Here is a 16,845-nt window from a genome sequence, read left to right as displayed (position 1 = left end):
ACCTTACGGTACGCTAAAATACCGTTTGTAAAGAAATATTTACAAAGCAAATGACGACTGAAACTAGCTCACCTCAACTTCTGAGTCCCTTTGACTTATCAGGAATTACCCTGAAAAACCGAGTCGTCATGGCTCCGATGACTCGCTCTCGTGCAGGAGAGAAACACATACCAAATGCGTTGATGGCTGAATATTATCGCCAGCGTGCCTCCACTGGCTTAATTATTACCGAAGCGACGGAAATCTCCATACAGGGTTATGGTTGGCAACATAGTCCTGGTATTTACACCACCGAACAAGCAGAAGCTTGGAAACAAGTTGTTGACGCGGTACATGAAGAAGGAACGCCGATTTTTCTGCAACTTTGGCATACTGGACGAGCTTCTCATAGCAGCTATCAGGAAAATAATCAACTCCCTGTTGCTCCTTCGGCGATTAAAATTGAGGGAAGTATGGCGCACACACCTCAAGGGAAACAACCTTATGAAACGCCGAGAGCGTTAGAAACTGAAGAGATTCCGAGAATTGTCGCAGATTATCGTCGGGCGGCGGAATTGGCGCAAATGGCGGGATTTGACGGTGTCGAGATACATAGCGCCAATGGTTATTTAATCGATGAATTTCTGCAAAGCAAAACCAATCACCGTAGCGATCGCTATGGGGGCAGTTTAGCAAATCGCTATCGTTTTCTTCAAGAAGTTGTCGAAGCAATTCTTACCGTTTGGTCGGCAAATCGAGTCGGAATTCGACTTTCGCCTAACGGTAATTATAATGATATGGGTTCGCCGGATTTTCGAGAAACTTTTCTTTATGTAGCCCAACAGTTAAATGACTACGATTTAGCTTATTTGCACGTTATCGATGGTTTAGCATTTGGCTTTCATGAGTTAGGCGAACCGATGACTTTGACTGAATTTCGGCAAGTATTTCAAGGTACTTTGATGGGAAATTGCGGCTACACTCAAGAAAGTGCAGAAGCAGCAATTCGAGAAGGTAAAGCCGATTTAATTGCCTTTGGAAGACCTTTGATTAGCAATCCCGATTTAGTCGCCCGTTTTGCTCATAATTTGCCCTTAAACCCTGATGCTGAGATGAAAGTTTGGTATTCTTTCGATCGCGAAGGATATATTGATTTTCCTACTTATCAACAGCAGCAAGGCGTAACTAAGTGAACTACCTACACTCACCCGAAACGGGTGAGTGTAGGCTTGTGACTTTACAGGGGATTGCTTAATTTTTGTCACTTTCACCGAACTACCAGCAGGGTGATATTGGCGATCCCGACAACTTGAACTTTTTGGTTGGGTTCTAGGGTTAGGTTACAGTCGTTGTGGTAAAGTCGGGCAGGCCAATAAGTACCCATGCACTTAACGCGTCCAGAATGAGAAGGCGCGATCGCCACCTCTACTATCGCCACGATCGGTGTAGAAAATAATTTTACTTCTTCCTTCATCGCTCTCAAGTTCATCTTGAACTCCTAGAATTTTTAACTGCTCTTATCTAGTTCTCTGTAAAAAGAGAGCGATTTTATGCACAGTAACTAATATTTGTCAATATATTAAGCAAAATCCGCAGATAATGTAAAGAATTATTACAAAAAAGACCACCTTGCATAAGAACCGAGGGTGGGGAACAGAGAAGTAAATAGGAGTCAGCGATCGTACGGAGCGATCGCACTTGGACTTCACTGACGTGCATCTATCGGGTGAAAACAAATGTTAATCGCTGTCAAACTGAACTACCACGTACATTTCAGACGAAAAGCATTTACCAAGTCGCAGGGACATTACCGAGACTAAATCAAAATTGGCGATCGCTTCAGGAGCAATTGAGAATGTATAATTTTGGCATCGAAAATCAAATTCCCTCTCCGCCATCACGCCGCAAAAACATTATCGACAAATTTTCAAATTTCTTAATGTTTTCGCCCTTAAATCTTCGTCAAATGTCTCTATGGGTAACTGATTATGAACTAGAAAAAAACTTCAAAACCTTACTTAAATTATATCCCGATCGCGATGAAAAAGCTTGGCTAGTTTACTTCCTGGGAATCGTGCGAGATTCAGCGAAATTTACCCCAGAAAGAGAAATAGCCAGAAAACATCTTTGGGCTTATTATCAAGAAGTTTGCTTTTGGACAACCAGAAAATCTTGTCGCTATTTTTATAGCAACATTCACCAATGGGAAACCTTACCTATCTGGGATTGGGAAGATTTTTTTCAGCATGGAGGAGAAACCTTTCACAATTTAGAGCGAATTGCCAAAGACTTACACAATTTTCAACCAAAAATTTCTACCAAAGAGTACATAAAAATAATTTGTCAGCGTAATATAAGTAAATGGATAGACCAAGAAATTGGCAAAACCAACCTAATTACCACTATCTCTTTTAATTGTTCTCAAACTGAAGAAAGCCTCTACCTAACTAAAACAAAACCAATCGATCGAGCTGTGGACGAACAAACCAATGTAGAAGTAGAAATTTTTGTCGCCAAACAAGAGCAGGAAAAAGTTTTGTCTGTGCTTGAAAGCGAATTAAGAAAAGTCGAAGCCGATGCCTTTCAAACTAATCCTAGAGCTACCATCGGCAAAGCCAAGATTCCTCACTGGACAATCTTCCTGCTTAACTACGGTTTAAATCTCAAGCAGCAATTGACGGCTAACTTACTCACCGCCAATCAACTACCAATTGACCAATCAACTATTAGCCGTTTCTTAGATAACTTTCGGCTCAAAATTATCCTAAAAATTGTTGTATCCATACCAGAAGCCCTCAGAGAAAACTTAGATTTAAGTGAAGGAGAAGAGCAATTAGAAAAACAGCCTTACTTTCAAGAATTTCTCAAAAACAATAAAAAGTACTTGAAAAAAGAAATTGACAATTTGTTAAAAGAAATCTGCAATTACTGGCTATATAGTACAATTCTCATCACGGTAGATCCAGATACCAAAACCAGAGAAAAATTCGAGCAAATATTGCGGTTTGAGCTAAATAAGTGGTTCGTTTCAAATTTCAAGATCGATCTTGATTTAGAACCTAAGTTGATAAAAATAGACCAAAAAGTGAATTTAGTAGTTACAAATTGGGCTAAAGAAACTGTCGAATGTAAAAAATTAACTCAGTGAAGGAGTGTTCCAAATGACTAATACTAACGAACTTAAAATAAATCAATCAGAAAAAATCTTTTTAACAGTAACTGACAAAACTATAGACACAGCTTGGCTAGAGCATAGTTTTTACTCGAATAATGCTGCACTCTGGAATGGTTATTGCAATCGCCTTTGTTTAGATACAATTATTAGTTGGTTTCAGGAATTAGGCGAACAAGTAAAATCGTGGCTTCCAGAAGTCAACTTACCAACTTGTTGGGAATTAGTAACGGGTAGTGCAATCCAATGGGGAGAAACAAAAATAGTCTTAATACCTTTTGAAACTGACGATTTTTCAACTTTTTGTATTCCCCAAGAATGGATTGATATTCCCGGATGGGAAGCAGATTATTACCTAGCAGTCCAACTGAATTTAGAAGCAGACGAAGAAGATTCTTGGATGCAAATTTTGGGATATACCACCCATCGAGAACTGAAGAAAAAAGCAGTTTATAATCCTAGCTTACGGTATTATTCACTGGCTAAAGAAGAACTAATCGAAGATCTGACAATGTTATTTGTAGCCAGAAAAATTGTTGCGAGTAGAAAATTATCCGTCGCGGAGTTACCCAGTTTAAATCAAGTAGAATCTTTATTAGATCGCTTGAGCGAACCAGAAGTGGAAATACCACGACTACAAGTAGATTTTGTCAAATGGGGAGCCTTACTTGCTAATGAAACATGGCGACATGAGTTGTATAAACTACGCTTAAGAAAAGCCGAAAAAGAAGAATTAATGCACAAAGCAATTAACTTACGAAACTGGTTCAAAGCTCAATTTGAAACTGGTTGGCAAACAGTAGAGGAAATAATTGAAACATTCCAGATGCAAGAAACTAATTTAGCCATAGAGTTAGTTGGTGTAACTAACTTTCGACAAGAGGCAACCTTAAAAGCCGTTCCGACATTGATTGAACTATTAGAAAATAGTCGAGATAAATTGACAAAATTGCAAATTGCAGATTTATTAGGTCGTATAGGAATAGGGAGTCAAGAAGCAATATTTGCGCTAACTAATCTAGTCGATAGTAGCAGCGATCGCGAACTGCGTCGTCAAGCAGCCGTAAGTTTAGGTAAAATTGACCCAAATCATAAATTAGCTGGTGTCAGACGGGGAAAAATAATTGACCTAGGAATGCAATTTGGTGAGAGTCATGTAGCCTTAATAGTTACTATCGTACCTGAAAATAGCCAAGAAACTAACGTTCATTTGCAAGTTCGTCCCACAGGAAAAACTCACCTACCACCCAATTTAGAAATGTCTCTACTAAACGAAAAAAAAGAAGCCTTATTAAAAACCGAATCCAGAGAACAGGATAACTGGATGCAACTAGAACTTAGCGGCGAACCTGGCGATCGTTTCATTGTTAAACTAATCTTAGGAGAAACTAGCTTTAGCCAAGAGTTTAACTTATAATTTCTCAAAATAGTGACGAGGAAGCACTGATGAATAAATTAGCCATAAAAGTAGTTAGCGGTGATTTTGAACAAGGTTTTCCGATTATTTTACGTCAAGGAGAAAATCTCGAAATAGAAGGAACTTTACCCGCAGCACCCAACCTCCCCCAAGATTACAAAACTTGGCAGTTAAATTATCATACTCGTCCGGGAACTCATCGTTTTCGTACGATAAAACCCATCCCGGTGCAAGTAACTAACTATTCCAATAGTGACTTAAAAGATAGTATCAACACCTGGCTAAACTCAGCCGAACCAGAATTTCGTCCTCTGCGAGATAAAATCATAGCATTGAGTCACCAAAACGAGCAAAAAGAGATTATTATGCAAACAGATGATGTTTGGTTTTGGCGCATTCCTTGGCATCTCTGGGACGTTTTAGACGACAAGAAAATAGAAGTGATTCTCAGTGCTTCCCAATACGAAAAACTTCCCCAAGTAAGAAAGATTAAACCCAAAGACGAAGTAAAAATCTTAGTCATTCTGGGAGATAGCACTAATATTGATGTCAAATCAGATTTGCTTTTACTGCAAAAGGAACTTCCCCACGCTTACATTCAGTCACTGCTACAACCACGCAAAACAGAAGTGAGAAAGGAACTTTGGGAACAAGAATGGGATATCCTCTTTTTTGCCGGACATAGTTTTAGCGAAGGAGGGGAAATCCCTGGAGAATTTCAAATTAATCCCCAAGAAAAACTAACCATCGAAGAACTCAAACACGGTCTAGAAAACGCGATTAAAAACGGCTTACAACTCGCTATTTTCAACTCCTGCGACGGCATCGGACTAGGTAGAGAATTAATGGAATTACAGCTTCCAGCAACCATCGTCATGCGAGAACCAGTTCTAGATATCGTCGCCCAAAGATTCCTCGAATATTTTCTCAAAGCCTTCGCCATTAAAGATAAAACCTTATCCGCCTCAGTCCGCGAAGCCAGAGAAAGATTGCGCGAAATAGAAGATAAATATTTCTGTGCCAGTATGCTACCACTAATTTGCCACAACCCCGCTACAGAAATGCCCACCTGGAGGTCATTTTTAGGTCATGTGATTGCGAATCAAACTGAGAAAAAAGATGACTTAACAAATAATGATAATGGTAACATTTATCAAGAGTGTAAAGAAATTGATGTTAATGAAAGTACCAACCACGGTTTACCAAGTTACATAAAACAGTATCAACTAGCCATAGTAGGATTTTTGTTATTGGGACTAATTTTGCCATCTACTTTTCAAAAGCTGATTTTTACTTTTAACAATTTAAGGGCTGATATTCACAATCGTCGTGGTGTCAGATATTATCAATTGGATAAAAAAGAGCTTGCCGTACAGGAGTTTAATCAAGCCCTAAAACTTAATCCAAAACACTCAAAAGCTAATAGCAATAAAGGAAGATATGACGAAGATATGAATCAACCATACAAAGCTGGCGAGAAATACAATATAGCTTGTGAAGGTGGCTTAATTGAAGGTTGCAATAACTTAGCTCGTTGGGAGATTTTGTATGGAGATCCTCAAAAAGCAGAAAATATAATTATTCGTATAGTAGAATCGCGTGCTGACAATGATGAAATAAAATTTGTTGCATATAAAAATTTAGGCTGGTCGTTAGTAGAACAAGAAAAATATGAAGAAGCAGAACCTTATTTAGAAAAAGCAAAGTCTTTGATGAAAGAAGAAGAGGAAGGTTCTCCTTACTGTTTACTAGCACAAGTAAAAAAAGCGCAAAAAAAATACCAAAAAGAACTCGATAATTGGGATCTATGTAGACGACTTACAGATCCGAAATCTCCAGAGGAAAAATCATGGCTTCAAACAGCAGAAGAACGATTAGAAACGGTAGACAATCGGCGATGAAAACTAGAGTATCAATTTCAGTAGTTTTATGTTTAACTTTAGTTACCGGAAATTGGGTAACTCTCGGTAAACTGCAACTTCGGCAGGTAGCAGCACAAACAAAAGGTGAAAGTTGCGATCCAGTAGCGAGGATCGAAATTTCCCCAGGTGGTCAAGCTTTACTCGATCGCTATAACGAATCAGTTCGCAATATTGCTGACGGTGAAAGGCTTTGTCACAGGGATAGAGTACAACGATTATCAGGAGAAGTTAGAATTTACTGCAACCAAGATTCTAGAGAAAGAGAAATTATTTCTCGGCAATTTAAGAGTATTACTCCTTTATGTCGTACCGTATTATCAAACAACGATGTTATCATTCGCTCTGGAGAAGTGATTGTTAGTCCTATCGGCGAGACAGAAAATCCGCGACCGCCAATAAGGTGGGAGCGAGTAGATGGCGCGATCGCCTACATCGTTAGCATCGAAGGACCTGGTGTTAACTGGCAAAGACAAGTACAACAAGTAGATGCTTCTCAAATTCAGCTTGATTATCCTCAAGAAGAAGAGTCTTTACAAACTGAATTTGCTTATACTGTTAAAGTTGAGGCGATCGGTAGTTCAGACCCAATTGAAGACAAAGTTACTGTTAGATTTAAACCTCAGTAAACTATCAACCCAAATTTATTGCCAGTTACCGACTAAAACAAATGGAGACCAATAATAAGGATGTGACCAATCATTGCCATCCTTATTCTCATTTTCTAACCAAATTTGCTGAACGCTGCGGAGTGCTTCTGCAATACTTACCTCCTCTTCACTAACTAACTTTTTATAGAACTCAATCATTAACATAGCTGTAGATTCATCGGCAACTTGCCACAGCGTTGCCAAAGTAGTTTTTGCTCCTGTTTTAACAGCTACTCCAGCAAGTCCCAAAGCTGCTCGTTTATTACCTTGAGCAGTTTCACAAGCACTGAGAACAAATAGTTCAATTTTTTCTTTTCTAGTGCGAGTTTGACTTCTGAGAAATTCATCTAATTCTTTTACCTTGATTTTATTATTGCCAGTTAAAATAAATGTTTCTTCTGGGTTAGAGTGAAACTTTCCATGAGTAGCTAAATGAACTATAGCCTGAGAAGAGTTTTTCAGTTGATTATGGAGATTTTTCTCAGTAAATTCTTGATTGAGTAAGGGTTGCTCGGTATCTTTTAAAACCTCTTTAATTCCGCTTAATTCATTTTCCACATAAGGTAATGGAGAAAAACCGTTACGCGGTTCAGTTAATCCGGCAGCTAAAGCAGTTAATTCGTTTCGCTCTAAAGGGTCAGTTTCTAACAGTCTTAAACTAGGAAGTAATACTATTCCGTACCCTTTCTGGATTAGATATTGCCCACTATCATGGAGAGCAGCAATTGGTATATTTCGCAAAGAATCTTCTAAGACAAATACTAAAGTTTTGATTTGACTTTTGGCTATTTCTTCTTCCGCATCTGCTAGCAACCATTGATAAATCTTTTGAGCATTAGGTAAGATATAGGTTTCTGGATTAGGTTGAGTTTTATCAAACAAATTCTTGCGTAATTGTTCAATTGTCTCTTCAGCTTTTTCTTTATTTATTAAATGAGAATACCTTAAAATACCTTGCTGAGGTAGGTAAATAATAACTTCTATTCTCTCACCCAAAATAATTGGATAAATCAGCGCCGCATTAGTCGCATCAAACTTACTGAAAACTTCTTCTAGTTCTTCTATTTCTAACTTATTGGCTACTGGTTGTACTTGACATTCAATAAAGTTTTCAATTTCAGCTAATTGCAGTGAGTCCATTACCCAAAGAGCTTCTTTAAGTCTTTCTTGACTAACATTCTCTTGAAATGGTAACAGTAAATTAATTAATTCTCGATAAATTGGTTCAACATTTTCCCGAAAATAAAATTGTAAGTTAGCATTAAAATTTTCCAAATCGAAGTCAATGCCAACTAAATTTTGTTCGCGCAATTTGTTCAGTGTTTCGACGGCGGCACTATAATATTTAATTGCTTTATTATTATCTCTTGGAGACTTAATTTTAGCTATGTTTCCTAGCTGTGCTTGCCACTGATAAATGATTTCTAAAGCCTGAATAGCTTCAGCTTTGATTAAAGCTTTTTCTGTAAATTCTCTGGCTTGTTCTAACTTGTCAAGTTTCACATACAGCATACCAAGATACCCCAAAGTATAAGCTTCTGCATATTGGTCTTGAAGAATTACAGCATCTTCATTCGCTTTTGTCAAAATATTTTCTATTTCATCCCAGGAAATAAGCTCACTATCAGCTAGGTAAGGCTTGTTTTTTTTAAGTTGAATCGTAGTTTGGCTAAAATTAATTTGGGAGAAGATTGAATTTCTGTTAATTGGTAAATACTGAAAATTATCTTTTATTTGAGGTAATAATTCAATGATTGATTGCCGAATATCATCTGAGGTTCTATTAGTTGCTTGTAAGTATTTATCTATTACTGAATATAAAATTAATAAATTAATTTGTGCCTGAATTTTAGTAGTAATATCCGTAGATGTTTGCTTGATTAGTTGGCGATAAAGTCTCTCAGCTTCTTGATAAGACTTCAAAATTGAGTTTCCCGATAAAGATAAAGATGGCTCATTAGTTTGACAGTTTTCTACTAATTCAAGCTTTTTAGTTATATTTTGAAAATTACCCTCGCTTAGATTTCCTCGATCTTGTTGCAATTTTTTGCCAAGGGCTTGAGCGGTATTACCTAAGCTGAGAAGAACTTTTCCTTGAAGAGTTTGATAAGATGGTAAAATTTTTGTTTGAGTAATTGCCAAACTTTTTTCTAAACTACAGTAAGAATTTTCTAAATCCCCTATTGCTTGCAAAGCGTTTCCTAAACTTAGATATGCTCGTGCTTTGAGGAGATTATCTGGTTGAGTTTCGAGTGTTTCTTGCAAATTTTTTAGCTGCTTTAAAGCTTGACGATATCGCCCTAATGTTTGCAAGGCTGTCACTTGATTAATTTGGCTGCCAATTACGCCTTTTTGGTTATCGCTTTCTTCATATAATTTTTCGGCTTCTTGCCAAGTTTCAAAGGCTTCTCCGGCTTTTCCTGTTGCTAATAATAAACGTCCTTGGGTGTTTAATACTTGGGCGCGAGTTCGTTCTGGTAAGCTGTCAAGTAGAGGAAGAATAGACCCGATCGCCTCTTCTGCTTCTTTCCATTGCCCCATTTGCTGATACGCTAAGGACAATTGACTGGATATCTGTGCTTGCTTGACAAAATCGTCAGAATATGCTGTTAGCGCCTGTTGCCAACAATTCACAGCATCGGCAAAACGCCCCATTTGATAGCTTTGTTTACCTAATTGGATTAAGTTAGTTGCTTGCGCTTGGGAATGACACAGGCTGCTTGAGACAGACGTTGGTGGAGTTGCCTGTAGCGGTTGCAAATTATGTAGGCTGAGGCTGAAACTAAACCCCAGAATAGCTACCAAAACTAAGCTGAAACTTTGTCTCAGAAAGGACTTGAGGTAACTGAGAAATACAAACCGTTTTCTTGCCACGTTCTGTCTCTGGAATCGATATCCACTAAAGGAATACCGTAGTCTAGGCGTAGTGTCAAGTTATTTCTCAGTCGCAATTGTAAACCTATTCCGGTGGAAACTAAAAAATTGTTATCAATATTAACATCGCTGTTGCTATTCCAAGCTGCACCCATATCCAGAAAAGGTGTCAGTTGCAAAACTCCCCAATTTTCGGGAATTATACCTACAGGTAGCCAAATTTCTAACGAACCAAATGCACCATTATCTGTTAGTAAAGCATCTTGGCGATAACCACGCACACTTCCTAAACCACCTAAACCAAATCTTTCTAATCCTAGCAATTCTTGGGCAGCTAATTGGACATTTCCTCGTGTTAATAATATAGTATTTTCATTGCCTAGTTGCCTTACCCACTGGGCTTGTCCTCGCCAAGCAAAAAAGTTACTATCTGGCGCATCATTATTCTCAGTAGCACCGAACCAATCTACACCGAAATTGAACTCCGATCGCAAACCTATGATATTATTTTCTCCTTGTTTTGTCCATACTTGAAAAAAGCGCAACGCTGAAATTTTGGTTTCTCCGTTTGCATTCGCACCTGGGGAAAGAGGGAAATCTACACCTAAAATTGAACTTTGACTTTCCTGACGGGAAAAAGTTAGTCCTAAAGCTAATTCTTGGCGCGGTGTGAGAATAATTGGATCGCGATAACTCAGTTCGTAACTGCGAGAGTCTGCGGCAATGTCTACTTGATTGAAAGGTTCTTCAATTACTCGATTACTGCTTTCTGCGTAGCGAAAAGATAGGGTTGAGTTACGACCATTTAAAGGTACAGTATAACTAGCTTGGAATTCATCGCTACCATCAGTGTTTCCGTAGCTGAGTGCGACGCGATCGCCGATTCCTAACAAGTTATTATAACTCAATCCCCCCCCTCTTCGGAAACTTCCCACGGCTGGCGATCGCCCGTTATTTGCTACTACGTTTAAATCCCAAGGGTTTGCTTCTTTAATCTCGATTTCTAAAACATTCGTTCCCGGCTGGACATCTGGTAATAATTCTGCTTTTACTTCTTCAATCAACTCATCCAAAACTAACAATTGTAAGCCTTCTAAAAGTTGCTCTTGATTAACTAAGCCTCCTGTAGTGCGTCTGATTCGACTGCTGATATAATTCGAGTTTAATCTTCCGTCGGTTTTGACCTTTATTTCAGTTAATTTTCCTTCTAAAACTTGGACTACAACTACTCCATTTTCAATAGTTTGTGGTTTAATATAAGCACCAGAAGTAATATATTTGTTATTGACGTATAATTCGGTAATCGCCGAACTTACTGCTTGTAATTCTCCTAAGCTTAGTCGCCGATTCAGAAATTCTTCCGTAACATTTGCTAACTCTTCGTCGCTGAAAACACTATTGCCTTCAAACTGAAACCGAGCTACAGTAATTGAGTCGGGAATTGAATTTTGAGAGACAATCATTTCCGAATCAGAAAAGTTGCTTTTTGTCAAGTTTTGGCAATTATTAGAAGCTATTTCGATCGGACGAGCAGTTAATTCAATTTTACCCTCAGAATTAATTAACCATCCTTGGGCTGGAACGATTTCTCGGTTATTTAATTGTTTCGTTTCATCATCCCCCAAATCATCAAAAATATTTGTGGGTTCGATAAGTTGATTCGGAGAAGGAGGTAAACCACCACTACCAGGAATTATTAATTGACTACCTTCACTTACGCGACAAATATTTTGGTCAATTAAACTAGCAATATCGACAATTTCATCTTCTAATTCAACTAAACCAGAAGTAGGATCGATTTCGGGTGTATTAATTTCGACAATACCGCTAAATTGAGGTCCCAATTCCGAAGTAGCAGTAATATCGCTAGCAATAGTTTGTGCTTCGCGGAATTCCGTCCCAAAAATTCCCTCTGCATTAATTATCACCCGACCGCCAAAACTTTCTTCAGCATTTGCAGAAATATCGCTATTTTCAATTGCAGTTAAAGTCTGAGTAGTAATAGTAATATTACCGCCAATTGCCGTACCCTGTGCATCACTAATAATGCTGCTATTACGAAGCAAACGGAGATCGTCAGAGTTAATTTCAATATTACCTTCACCAGCGCGAGTTTCAGCCCGGAGACTCGCACCTCTATCCAGGGTAAGATTTGGTGCATTAATAGATATATTACCAGCCGCACCGGAACCTTCGCCACTGACATTCACTTGTGCTTCGTTAGTGAGTGAAATGCGAGATCCTGATAACCTCAAATCACCCGCATTACCACTACCACTAGAACTAGCAGAAATATTACTATCTCTGCCATTAATTGTCAATTCTTCCGCGTTGATAAATAAATTTCCCCCATCTCCAGAATTAGTAGTAGAAGCAGTAATCTCACCTGCTTCTCGTACCCCAACTATTTCACTATTAATAGTTAATTCTCCCGCCTTACCCCTCCCTTCTGAACTAACAGAAACTATACTATTTATTCCCGTTACTTCCACTAAATCTTCCGCATCAATCGACAAACTACCGCCATTTCCCTCACTCAAAGTGGTAGCACTAATTTCACCTCCAGACTCCACCTGTACCTGAAGTGAATCAATAGTTACATTTCCGGCATTTCCTGCACCTGTAGTCCGAGTAGATACGCTGCTATTAAAGCCATTCACGGTTAACTGAGAAGTGTCAATAGATAACCTCCCTGCATCACCAGTATTGCTAGTAGAAGCCGAGATTTCTCCTCCATTAAAAACATTTGTTTTTTGGGAATTGATTAGTAAATTACCTGCATCACCACTACCATCCGAACTAGCAGAAATACTACTATTTCTTCCCGTTACTTCAAGCAAATCTTCTGCAAAGATAGATAAAATTCCTCCATTGCCTGCATTAGTAGTAAAGGCAGAAATTTCACCTCCATCTGCTACAGAAATCCTTGGACTATTAATAGTTAAATCGCCTGCATCGCCGTTTGTCGTAGTACGAGTAGAAATCCGGCTAGGGAAAGTTTCATTAATACCAGTTACTTCAACAAAATTACTAGCATTAATTAGTAAACGTCCGCCATCTCCAAAGACTGTATTTTCAAAGTTAGTATCTTCTGGAATTGTAGTAGAAGCAGCAATTTCACCTCCATTTTCTAACAAAAGTTTTGGAGTATCAATAGTTATTTCACCTGCATTTCCTACACCTTCAGTGCGAGCAGAAATCCTACTGGGTAAAGTAAGATTAGGTGCAATCCCAATACCGCTAACCTCGACAAACTCTGTTGCATTAATAAATAAAGTTCCGCTATTTCCTGTACCGCGAGTCGAAGTTGTAATTTGCCCTCCATCCTGTACCCTAACCTGCTCAGAATTTATTGTTAAATTTCCTGCCTCTCCCTCTCCTACCGTAACCGCAGTAATAGCACTAAAATCTGCTTCTGGAACAGTAGGGAAAAATCCAGTTATTTCAACCGTGTCTGCTGTAATATTAGCATTTCCTCCTGAACCAATGCTATCAGTACCGACGGAAATTTGCGCTCCTGATAAAACTCTTAAATTCAGAGTTTCGATAATGAGATTACCTCCATTTCCGGTAGTAGCAAATTCGCGTTCATCTTTAGATATTGCAGTATTAACTTGTGTAAATAAACCGCTTGGATTTTCTTCTCCACCTATTGCTTCAATTAATTCTGTAGCAAAAATAGATAAATTTCCCGCATTTCCTACACCAAAAGTAGAAGTTGTAATTTGTCCTCCCTCTAATAATCTTAATCTTGAGGTTTCAACAGTTAAATCTCCACTTTCTCCTGTTGCTTGTAAAAGTTCCCCATCTAATTCGACAAACTCAACCTGAGCAAAAATCCCACCATTAATTACTTCTACAAAATCTTTAGCCTGAATTAATAAATTACCTGCATCACCAGCACCGAAAGTAGAAGTTTGGATTTGCGCTTGTTCGCGGACGATTAGTTCTCTTGTTTCTATTGTTAAATTGCCTGCGGGTTGATTATATTCTGTAAAATTATCAACAATAGAGTCAAATGTTATATTTTGTCCATCGACTAATCTGCTAGGATCGGTTAAAGTTGATAATCCAGCTTCATTTTCAACAATTAAGCGATCGCTATTTACGCTAATATCACCGCCTTTTGCTAAACCAACTGTTCCTGATAAGATGCCACCAGGCTCACCGGATATTTCTATACCACTAAGCTGAACTAATTCAGAAGCATTAACAATTATATTTCCACCATTACCTGTACTAAAAGTAGCAGTAGATGCTTGCGCTCCCTCTTCCATTATCAATCTTGTGGTATTTATGGTTAAATTCCCGCTTGCACCTGTGCCGCGAGTTTCCATACTCAAACCTGTCAGTCGATTAGGATCGCCGCCTATTAGTTGTACTGAGTCAGTAGCATTAACGATAATATCGCCACCGTTAATATCCCCTAAAGTATTTAAAATTAGTCGGGAACCTTGGCTAACATTAATATTTCCACCATGCAAACTAATATTGCCGCCACCAGCACCACCTGCAAAAATTACACTACGTGCAAAAAGATCGATATTGCCAAATGTTTCTACTGCTTCGTAACCTAATTCCCAACCATCTACTACTGGTGTTAAACTGACAAAACCTTCATTATTAACACTACCAATTTCTACTCGTCCTCCCAGTGCAGTATCGCCACCAAAAGCAGTTAGAATACCTCCTGGCATAATAACATTACCGCCAATTAGTGCTAAAGTTTTTTCCGGAGCAACTTGCAAACCGACGGGTCTTTCTATGGGCGATTGTGGAATAGGACTGGGTGGTTGTGGTATTAATAAAGTAGCTTGAGATTGATTAACAATATTACCTGGTGTTTGTCCAAATTGTAGTCCAATTGGGACACTAATTGTTAGTTGAACCGAACTATTAGGATTAGTCGCGCTAAATTCTGTTCCATCAGCAAAAACGACACTTTCAGCAGTTGTAGCCAAGAAAGAACCACCTAAATTAAGTTGAGCATTGGGACCGAATATAATTCCATTGGGGTTGATTAAAAAGAGATTTGCTGTGCCATTAGCAGATATAATTCCGTCAATTTCAGAAATTGATGCACCTGTTATTCGACTGAAAATATTGCTAATTTGTGGCGAATTATTGAAGAAAGTTTCGACATTAGTGGGCAGCGAGAATTGAGTAAAACTGTGAAATAAATTACTATTTAATTCTGTCCCGCCGTCAATCGTAATTGTGTTACCATTGGGAGTGACAATTGAATTATTTGGGAGAGTATTATCTGGAACAATTTGCGCTGTTACTACTTCTGGAAGTAAAAATAAAGCAAATGGTAACAAAAAGCACTTCTTATTTATCCATTTCATGATTATACTCTCCCGAACTTTCTAGTGTTGATTGTTATCGCTGACTAGAAAAGATTTTACTCCGCTTTGGTAATAAACTGCGCTTGATAATTATTACGAAGAAGATAGCCGCTAATCCTAAGATACTAAAAGTAGAACTAGGTTCGGGAACAGTAGTATTAGTCGGATCGGGAGGTAAGGGTGTTACCTGACATTGAATAGTTTGACAGAAATCGGTAATTTCTAGTTGTGGTTGTGAGTATTCGACATTTAAGCTATACTCGCGGCTAAGAATATTATCAAAAAATCCGCTTTCGTAACTAGGATCGTAGCTGTCTATATCGAGCGATTCACTAGCCAAATTAATAAAGAAATCGGTATCGAGATCGGGTAGAACTAAATAGTAGATTTCATCAGGAACTTCATCAGATTCAAACTTGATAAAACGTGAATTTTCTAGTAAAGAATTCGTGGAATTCTGGACTGTACCAAAGTCGTAATCTTCCCACCAGTTGAATCCGTGGACATAATTACTTCTTCTAGCATTCCACCAGAGAAAAGGTACAGCAGTAGGTTCAGAGCCACCACCATTCGGCTGAATTTGCAGATATCCACTGCTAGAAGTATCAAAACTCCAACCTGTCGTACCTTGATAATCCGATTCTTCGATAGACCAACTAACCATTTTGCAATCTCCTGGGTTACTATTTAGATCTCTTGTGCAGAAAAGCTATTTTTATGCGTGAAAGTCTTATTTGTTACAAAACTTAATTTTGGGCAGAAATTCACTACCGTTCCGGATCGACTCCTAATTCCCGTAACCGTGCTTCTAGCTTTCTTATGCGCGATTCGGCTTGTTCGGCTCGCTGTTCGGCTTGTTTCCTTAACTGCGCTAGTTGCACGTAGCTGAGAAATCGCTCTCCGGTAGGAGTAAAAATCTCTAGTTCGTCTGCGGTGAGTTCAAAGCGAATTCCCAATCTGGGACTCGTCCAACCAGCCGGAGACGAAATTGTACTGAGGCGATCGCGCTGACGCAGCCAAACGCTTAAGTCTACTTTTTCGGGATCGTAGAGATAGTATTCTTCGACCCCGTAGCGGTCATAAAATTCTAGTTTTTGCGCCATTTCGGTCAACCTATTACTAGGAGAAAGAATTTCAAACACTACTTGCGGAGCAAGATTATTTTCTAACCACTGTTGGTAAGAACCTCGGTCTATTTTTGGTCTACCAAAAACTACCATGACATCTGGCGCTTTGCGAATTGTGTTGTCTCCTTCTACGGGATACCACAACAAATCTCCAGCAATAAAAACATTCGGATCGTCAGCAAACAGTAATTCAAGGTTTTCTTTGATAATGACAATCCAGCGAAATTTAACAGTATTATCTGCCATTGGTTGACCGTCACTATCGGGATAGATGACTTTTGTTGAAGTTTGAGATTGTAATTGTCTTACCATATCGTGCGCCTATCTGAGGATTTAATCAAACTGCCACTTTAACTTTA

Annotated in this window: 10 protein-coding genes; 5 read left to right on the top strand and 5 right to left on the bottom strand. The window is 38.6% G+C overall.

The window, feature by feature from the left end; all coding sequences use genetic code 11:
- The first annotated feature begins 50 nt into the window (after window positions 1-50).
- Window positions 51-1,172 carry an alkene reductase gene (locus tag G3T18_RS12840; protein ID WP_224410959.1) on the top strand — a complete coding sequence of 374 codons (1,122 nt, stop codon included), beginning with the start codon at window positions 51-53 and terminating at the stop codon, window positions 1,170-1,172.
- Window positions 1,173-1,246: 74 nt separating this feature from the next.
- On the opposite strand, the gene G3T18_RS12835 is transcribed toward G3T18_RS12840, so the two are convergent.
- Window positions 1,247-1,468 carry an NfeD family protein gene (locus G3T18_RS12835; protein ID WP_224410958.1) on the bottom strand — a complete coding sequence of 74 codons (222 nt, stop codon included), beginning with the start codon at window positions 1,466-1,468 and terminating at the stop codon, window positions 1,247-1,249.
- A gap of 237 nt (window positions 1,469-1,705) precedes the next feature.
- On the opposite strand from G3T18_RS12835, the gene G3T18_RS12830 reads away from it, so the two are divergent.
- The 4 genes from G3T18_RS12830 to G3T18_RS12815 are packed head-to-tail and all read left to right on the top strand — an operon-like array spanning window position 1,706 to window position 7,116.
- On the top strand, window positions 1,706-3,127 hold the full coding sequence (locus G3T18_RS12830; protein WP_224410957.1) for a hypothetical protein: 1,422 nt from the start codon (window positions 1,706-1,708) through the stop codon (window positions 3,125-3,127).
- A 13-nt stretch (window positions 3,128-3,140) separates the two neighbouring features.
- A complete protein-coding gene (locus G3T18_RS12825; RefSeq protein WP_224410956.1) occupies window positions 3,141-4,568 on the top strand; it encodes a DUF1822 family protein in 1,428 nt (475 codons plus the stop codon).
- Between the two features lie 29 nt (window positions 4,569-4,597).
- Entirely contained in the window at window positions 4,598-6,469 is a 1,872-nt protein-coding gene (locus G3T18_RS12820) for a CHAT domain-containing tetratricopeptide repeat protein (RefSeq protein ID WP_224410955.1), read from the top strand.
- A complete protein-coding gene (locus G3T18_RS12815) occupies window positions 6,466-7,116 on the top strand; it encodes a hypothetical protein (protein WP_224410954.1) in 651 nt (216 codons plus the stop codon). The genes G3T18_RS12820 and G3T18_RS12815 overlap by 4 nt, the downstream gene beginning before the upstream one ends.
- Window positions 7,117-7,131: 15 nt before the next feature.
- Here G3T18_RS12815 and G3T18_RS12810 read toward each other — a convergent pair whose 3' ends face one another.
- From G3T18_RS12810 to G3T18_RS12795, 4 genes are all read right to left on the bottom strand, one after another.
- A complete protein-coding gene (locus G3T18_RS12810; RefSeq protein ID WP_224410953.1) occupies window positions 7,132-9,942 on the bottom strand; it encodes a CHAT domain-containing protein in 2,811 nt (936 codons plus the stop codon).
- Between the two features lie 20 nt (window positions 9,943-9,962).
- Complete coding sequence (locus G3T18_RS12805; RefSeq protein ID WP_224410952.1) at window positions 9,963-15,359, bottom strand: two-partner secretion domain-containing protein; 5,397 nt, start codon at window positions 15,357-15,359, stop codon at window positions 9,963-9,965.
- A 34-nt stretch (window positions 15,360-15,393) separates the two neighbouring features.
- Window positions 15,394-16,023, bottom strand: coding sequence for a hypothetical protein (locus tag G3T18_RS12800; RefSeq protein WP_224410951.1), 630 nt, complete (start codon window positions 16,021-16,023; stop codon window positions 15,394-15,396).
- A gap of 103 nt (window positions 16,024-16,126) precedes the next feature.
- Window positions 16,127-16,798, bottom strand: coding sequence for a Uma2 family endonuclease (locus G3T18_RS12795; RefSeq protein WP_224410950.1), 672 nt, complete (start codon window positions 16,796-16,798; stop codon window positions 16,127-16,129).
- Window positions 16,799-16,845: the final 47 nt, after the last annotated feature.

This window comes from Oscillatoria salina IIICB1 (genome assembly GCF_020144665.1).
GTDB lineage: Bacteria > Cyanobacteriota > Cyanobacteriia > Cyanobacteriales > SIO1D9 > IIICB1.
The sequence above is the reverse complement of the archived record's forward strand: the minus strand, read 5'-3'. Positions and strand labels throughout refer to the sequence as shown.

Coding starts and splice junctions, on each gene's coding strand:
- G3T18_RS12815 (WP_224410954.1), top strand. CDS start 6,466: ATGAAAACTAGAGTATCAATTTCAGTAGTTTTATGTTTAACTTTAGTT.
- G3T18_RS12820 (WP_224410955.1), top strand. CDS start 4,598: ATGAATAAATTAGCCATAAAAGTAGTTAGCGGTGATTTTGAACAAGGT.
- G3T18_RS12800 (WP_224410951.1), bottom strand. CDS start 16,023: ATGGTTAGTTGGTCTATCGAAGAATCGGATTATCAAGGTACGACAGGT.
- G3T18_RS12840 (WP_224410959.1), top strand. CDS start 51: ATGACGACTGAAACTAGCTCACCTCAACTTCTGAGTCCCTTTGACTTA.
- G3T18_RS12835 (WP_224410958.1), bottom strand. CDS start 1,468: ATGAACTTGAGAGCGATGAAGGAAGAAGTAAAATTATTTTCTACACCG.
- G3T18_RS12825 (WP_224410956.1), top strand. CDS start 3,141: ATGACTAATACTAACGAACTTAAAATAAATCAATCAGAAAAAATCTTT.
- G3T18_RS12805 (WP_224410952.1), bottom strand. CDS start 15,359: ATGAAATGGATAAATAAGAAGTGCTTTTTGTTACCATTTGCTTTATTT.
- G3T18_RS12795 (WP_224410950.1), bottom strand. CDS start 16,798: ATGGTAAGACAATTACAATCTCAAACTTCAACAAAAGTCATCTATCCC.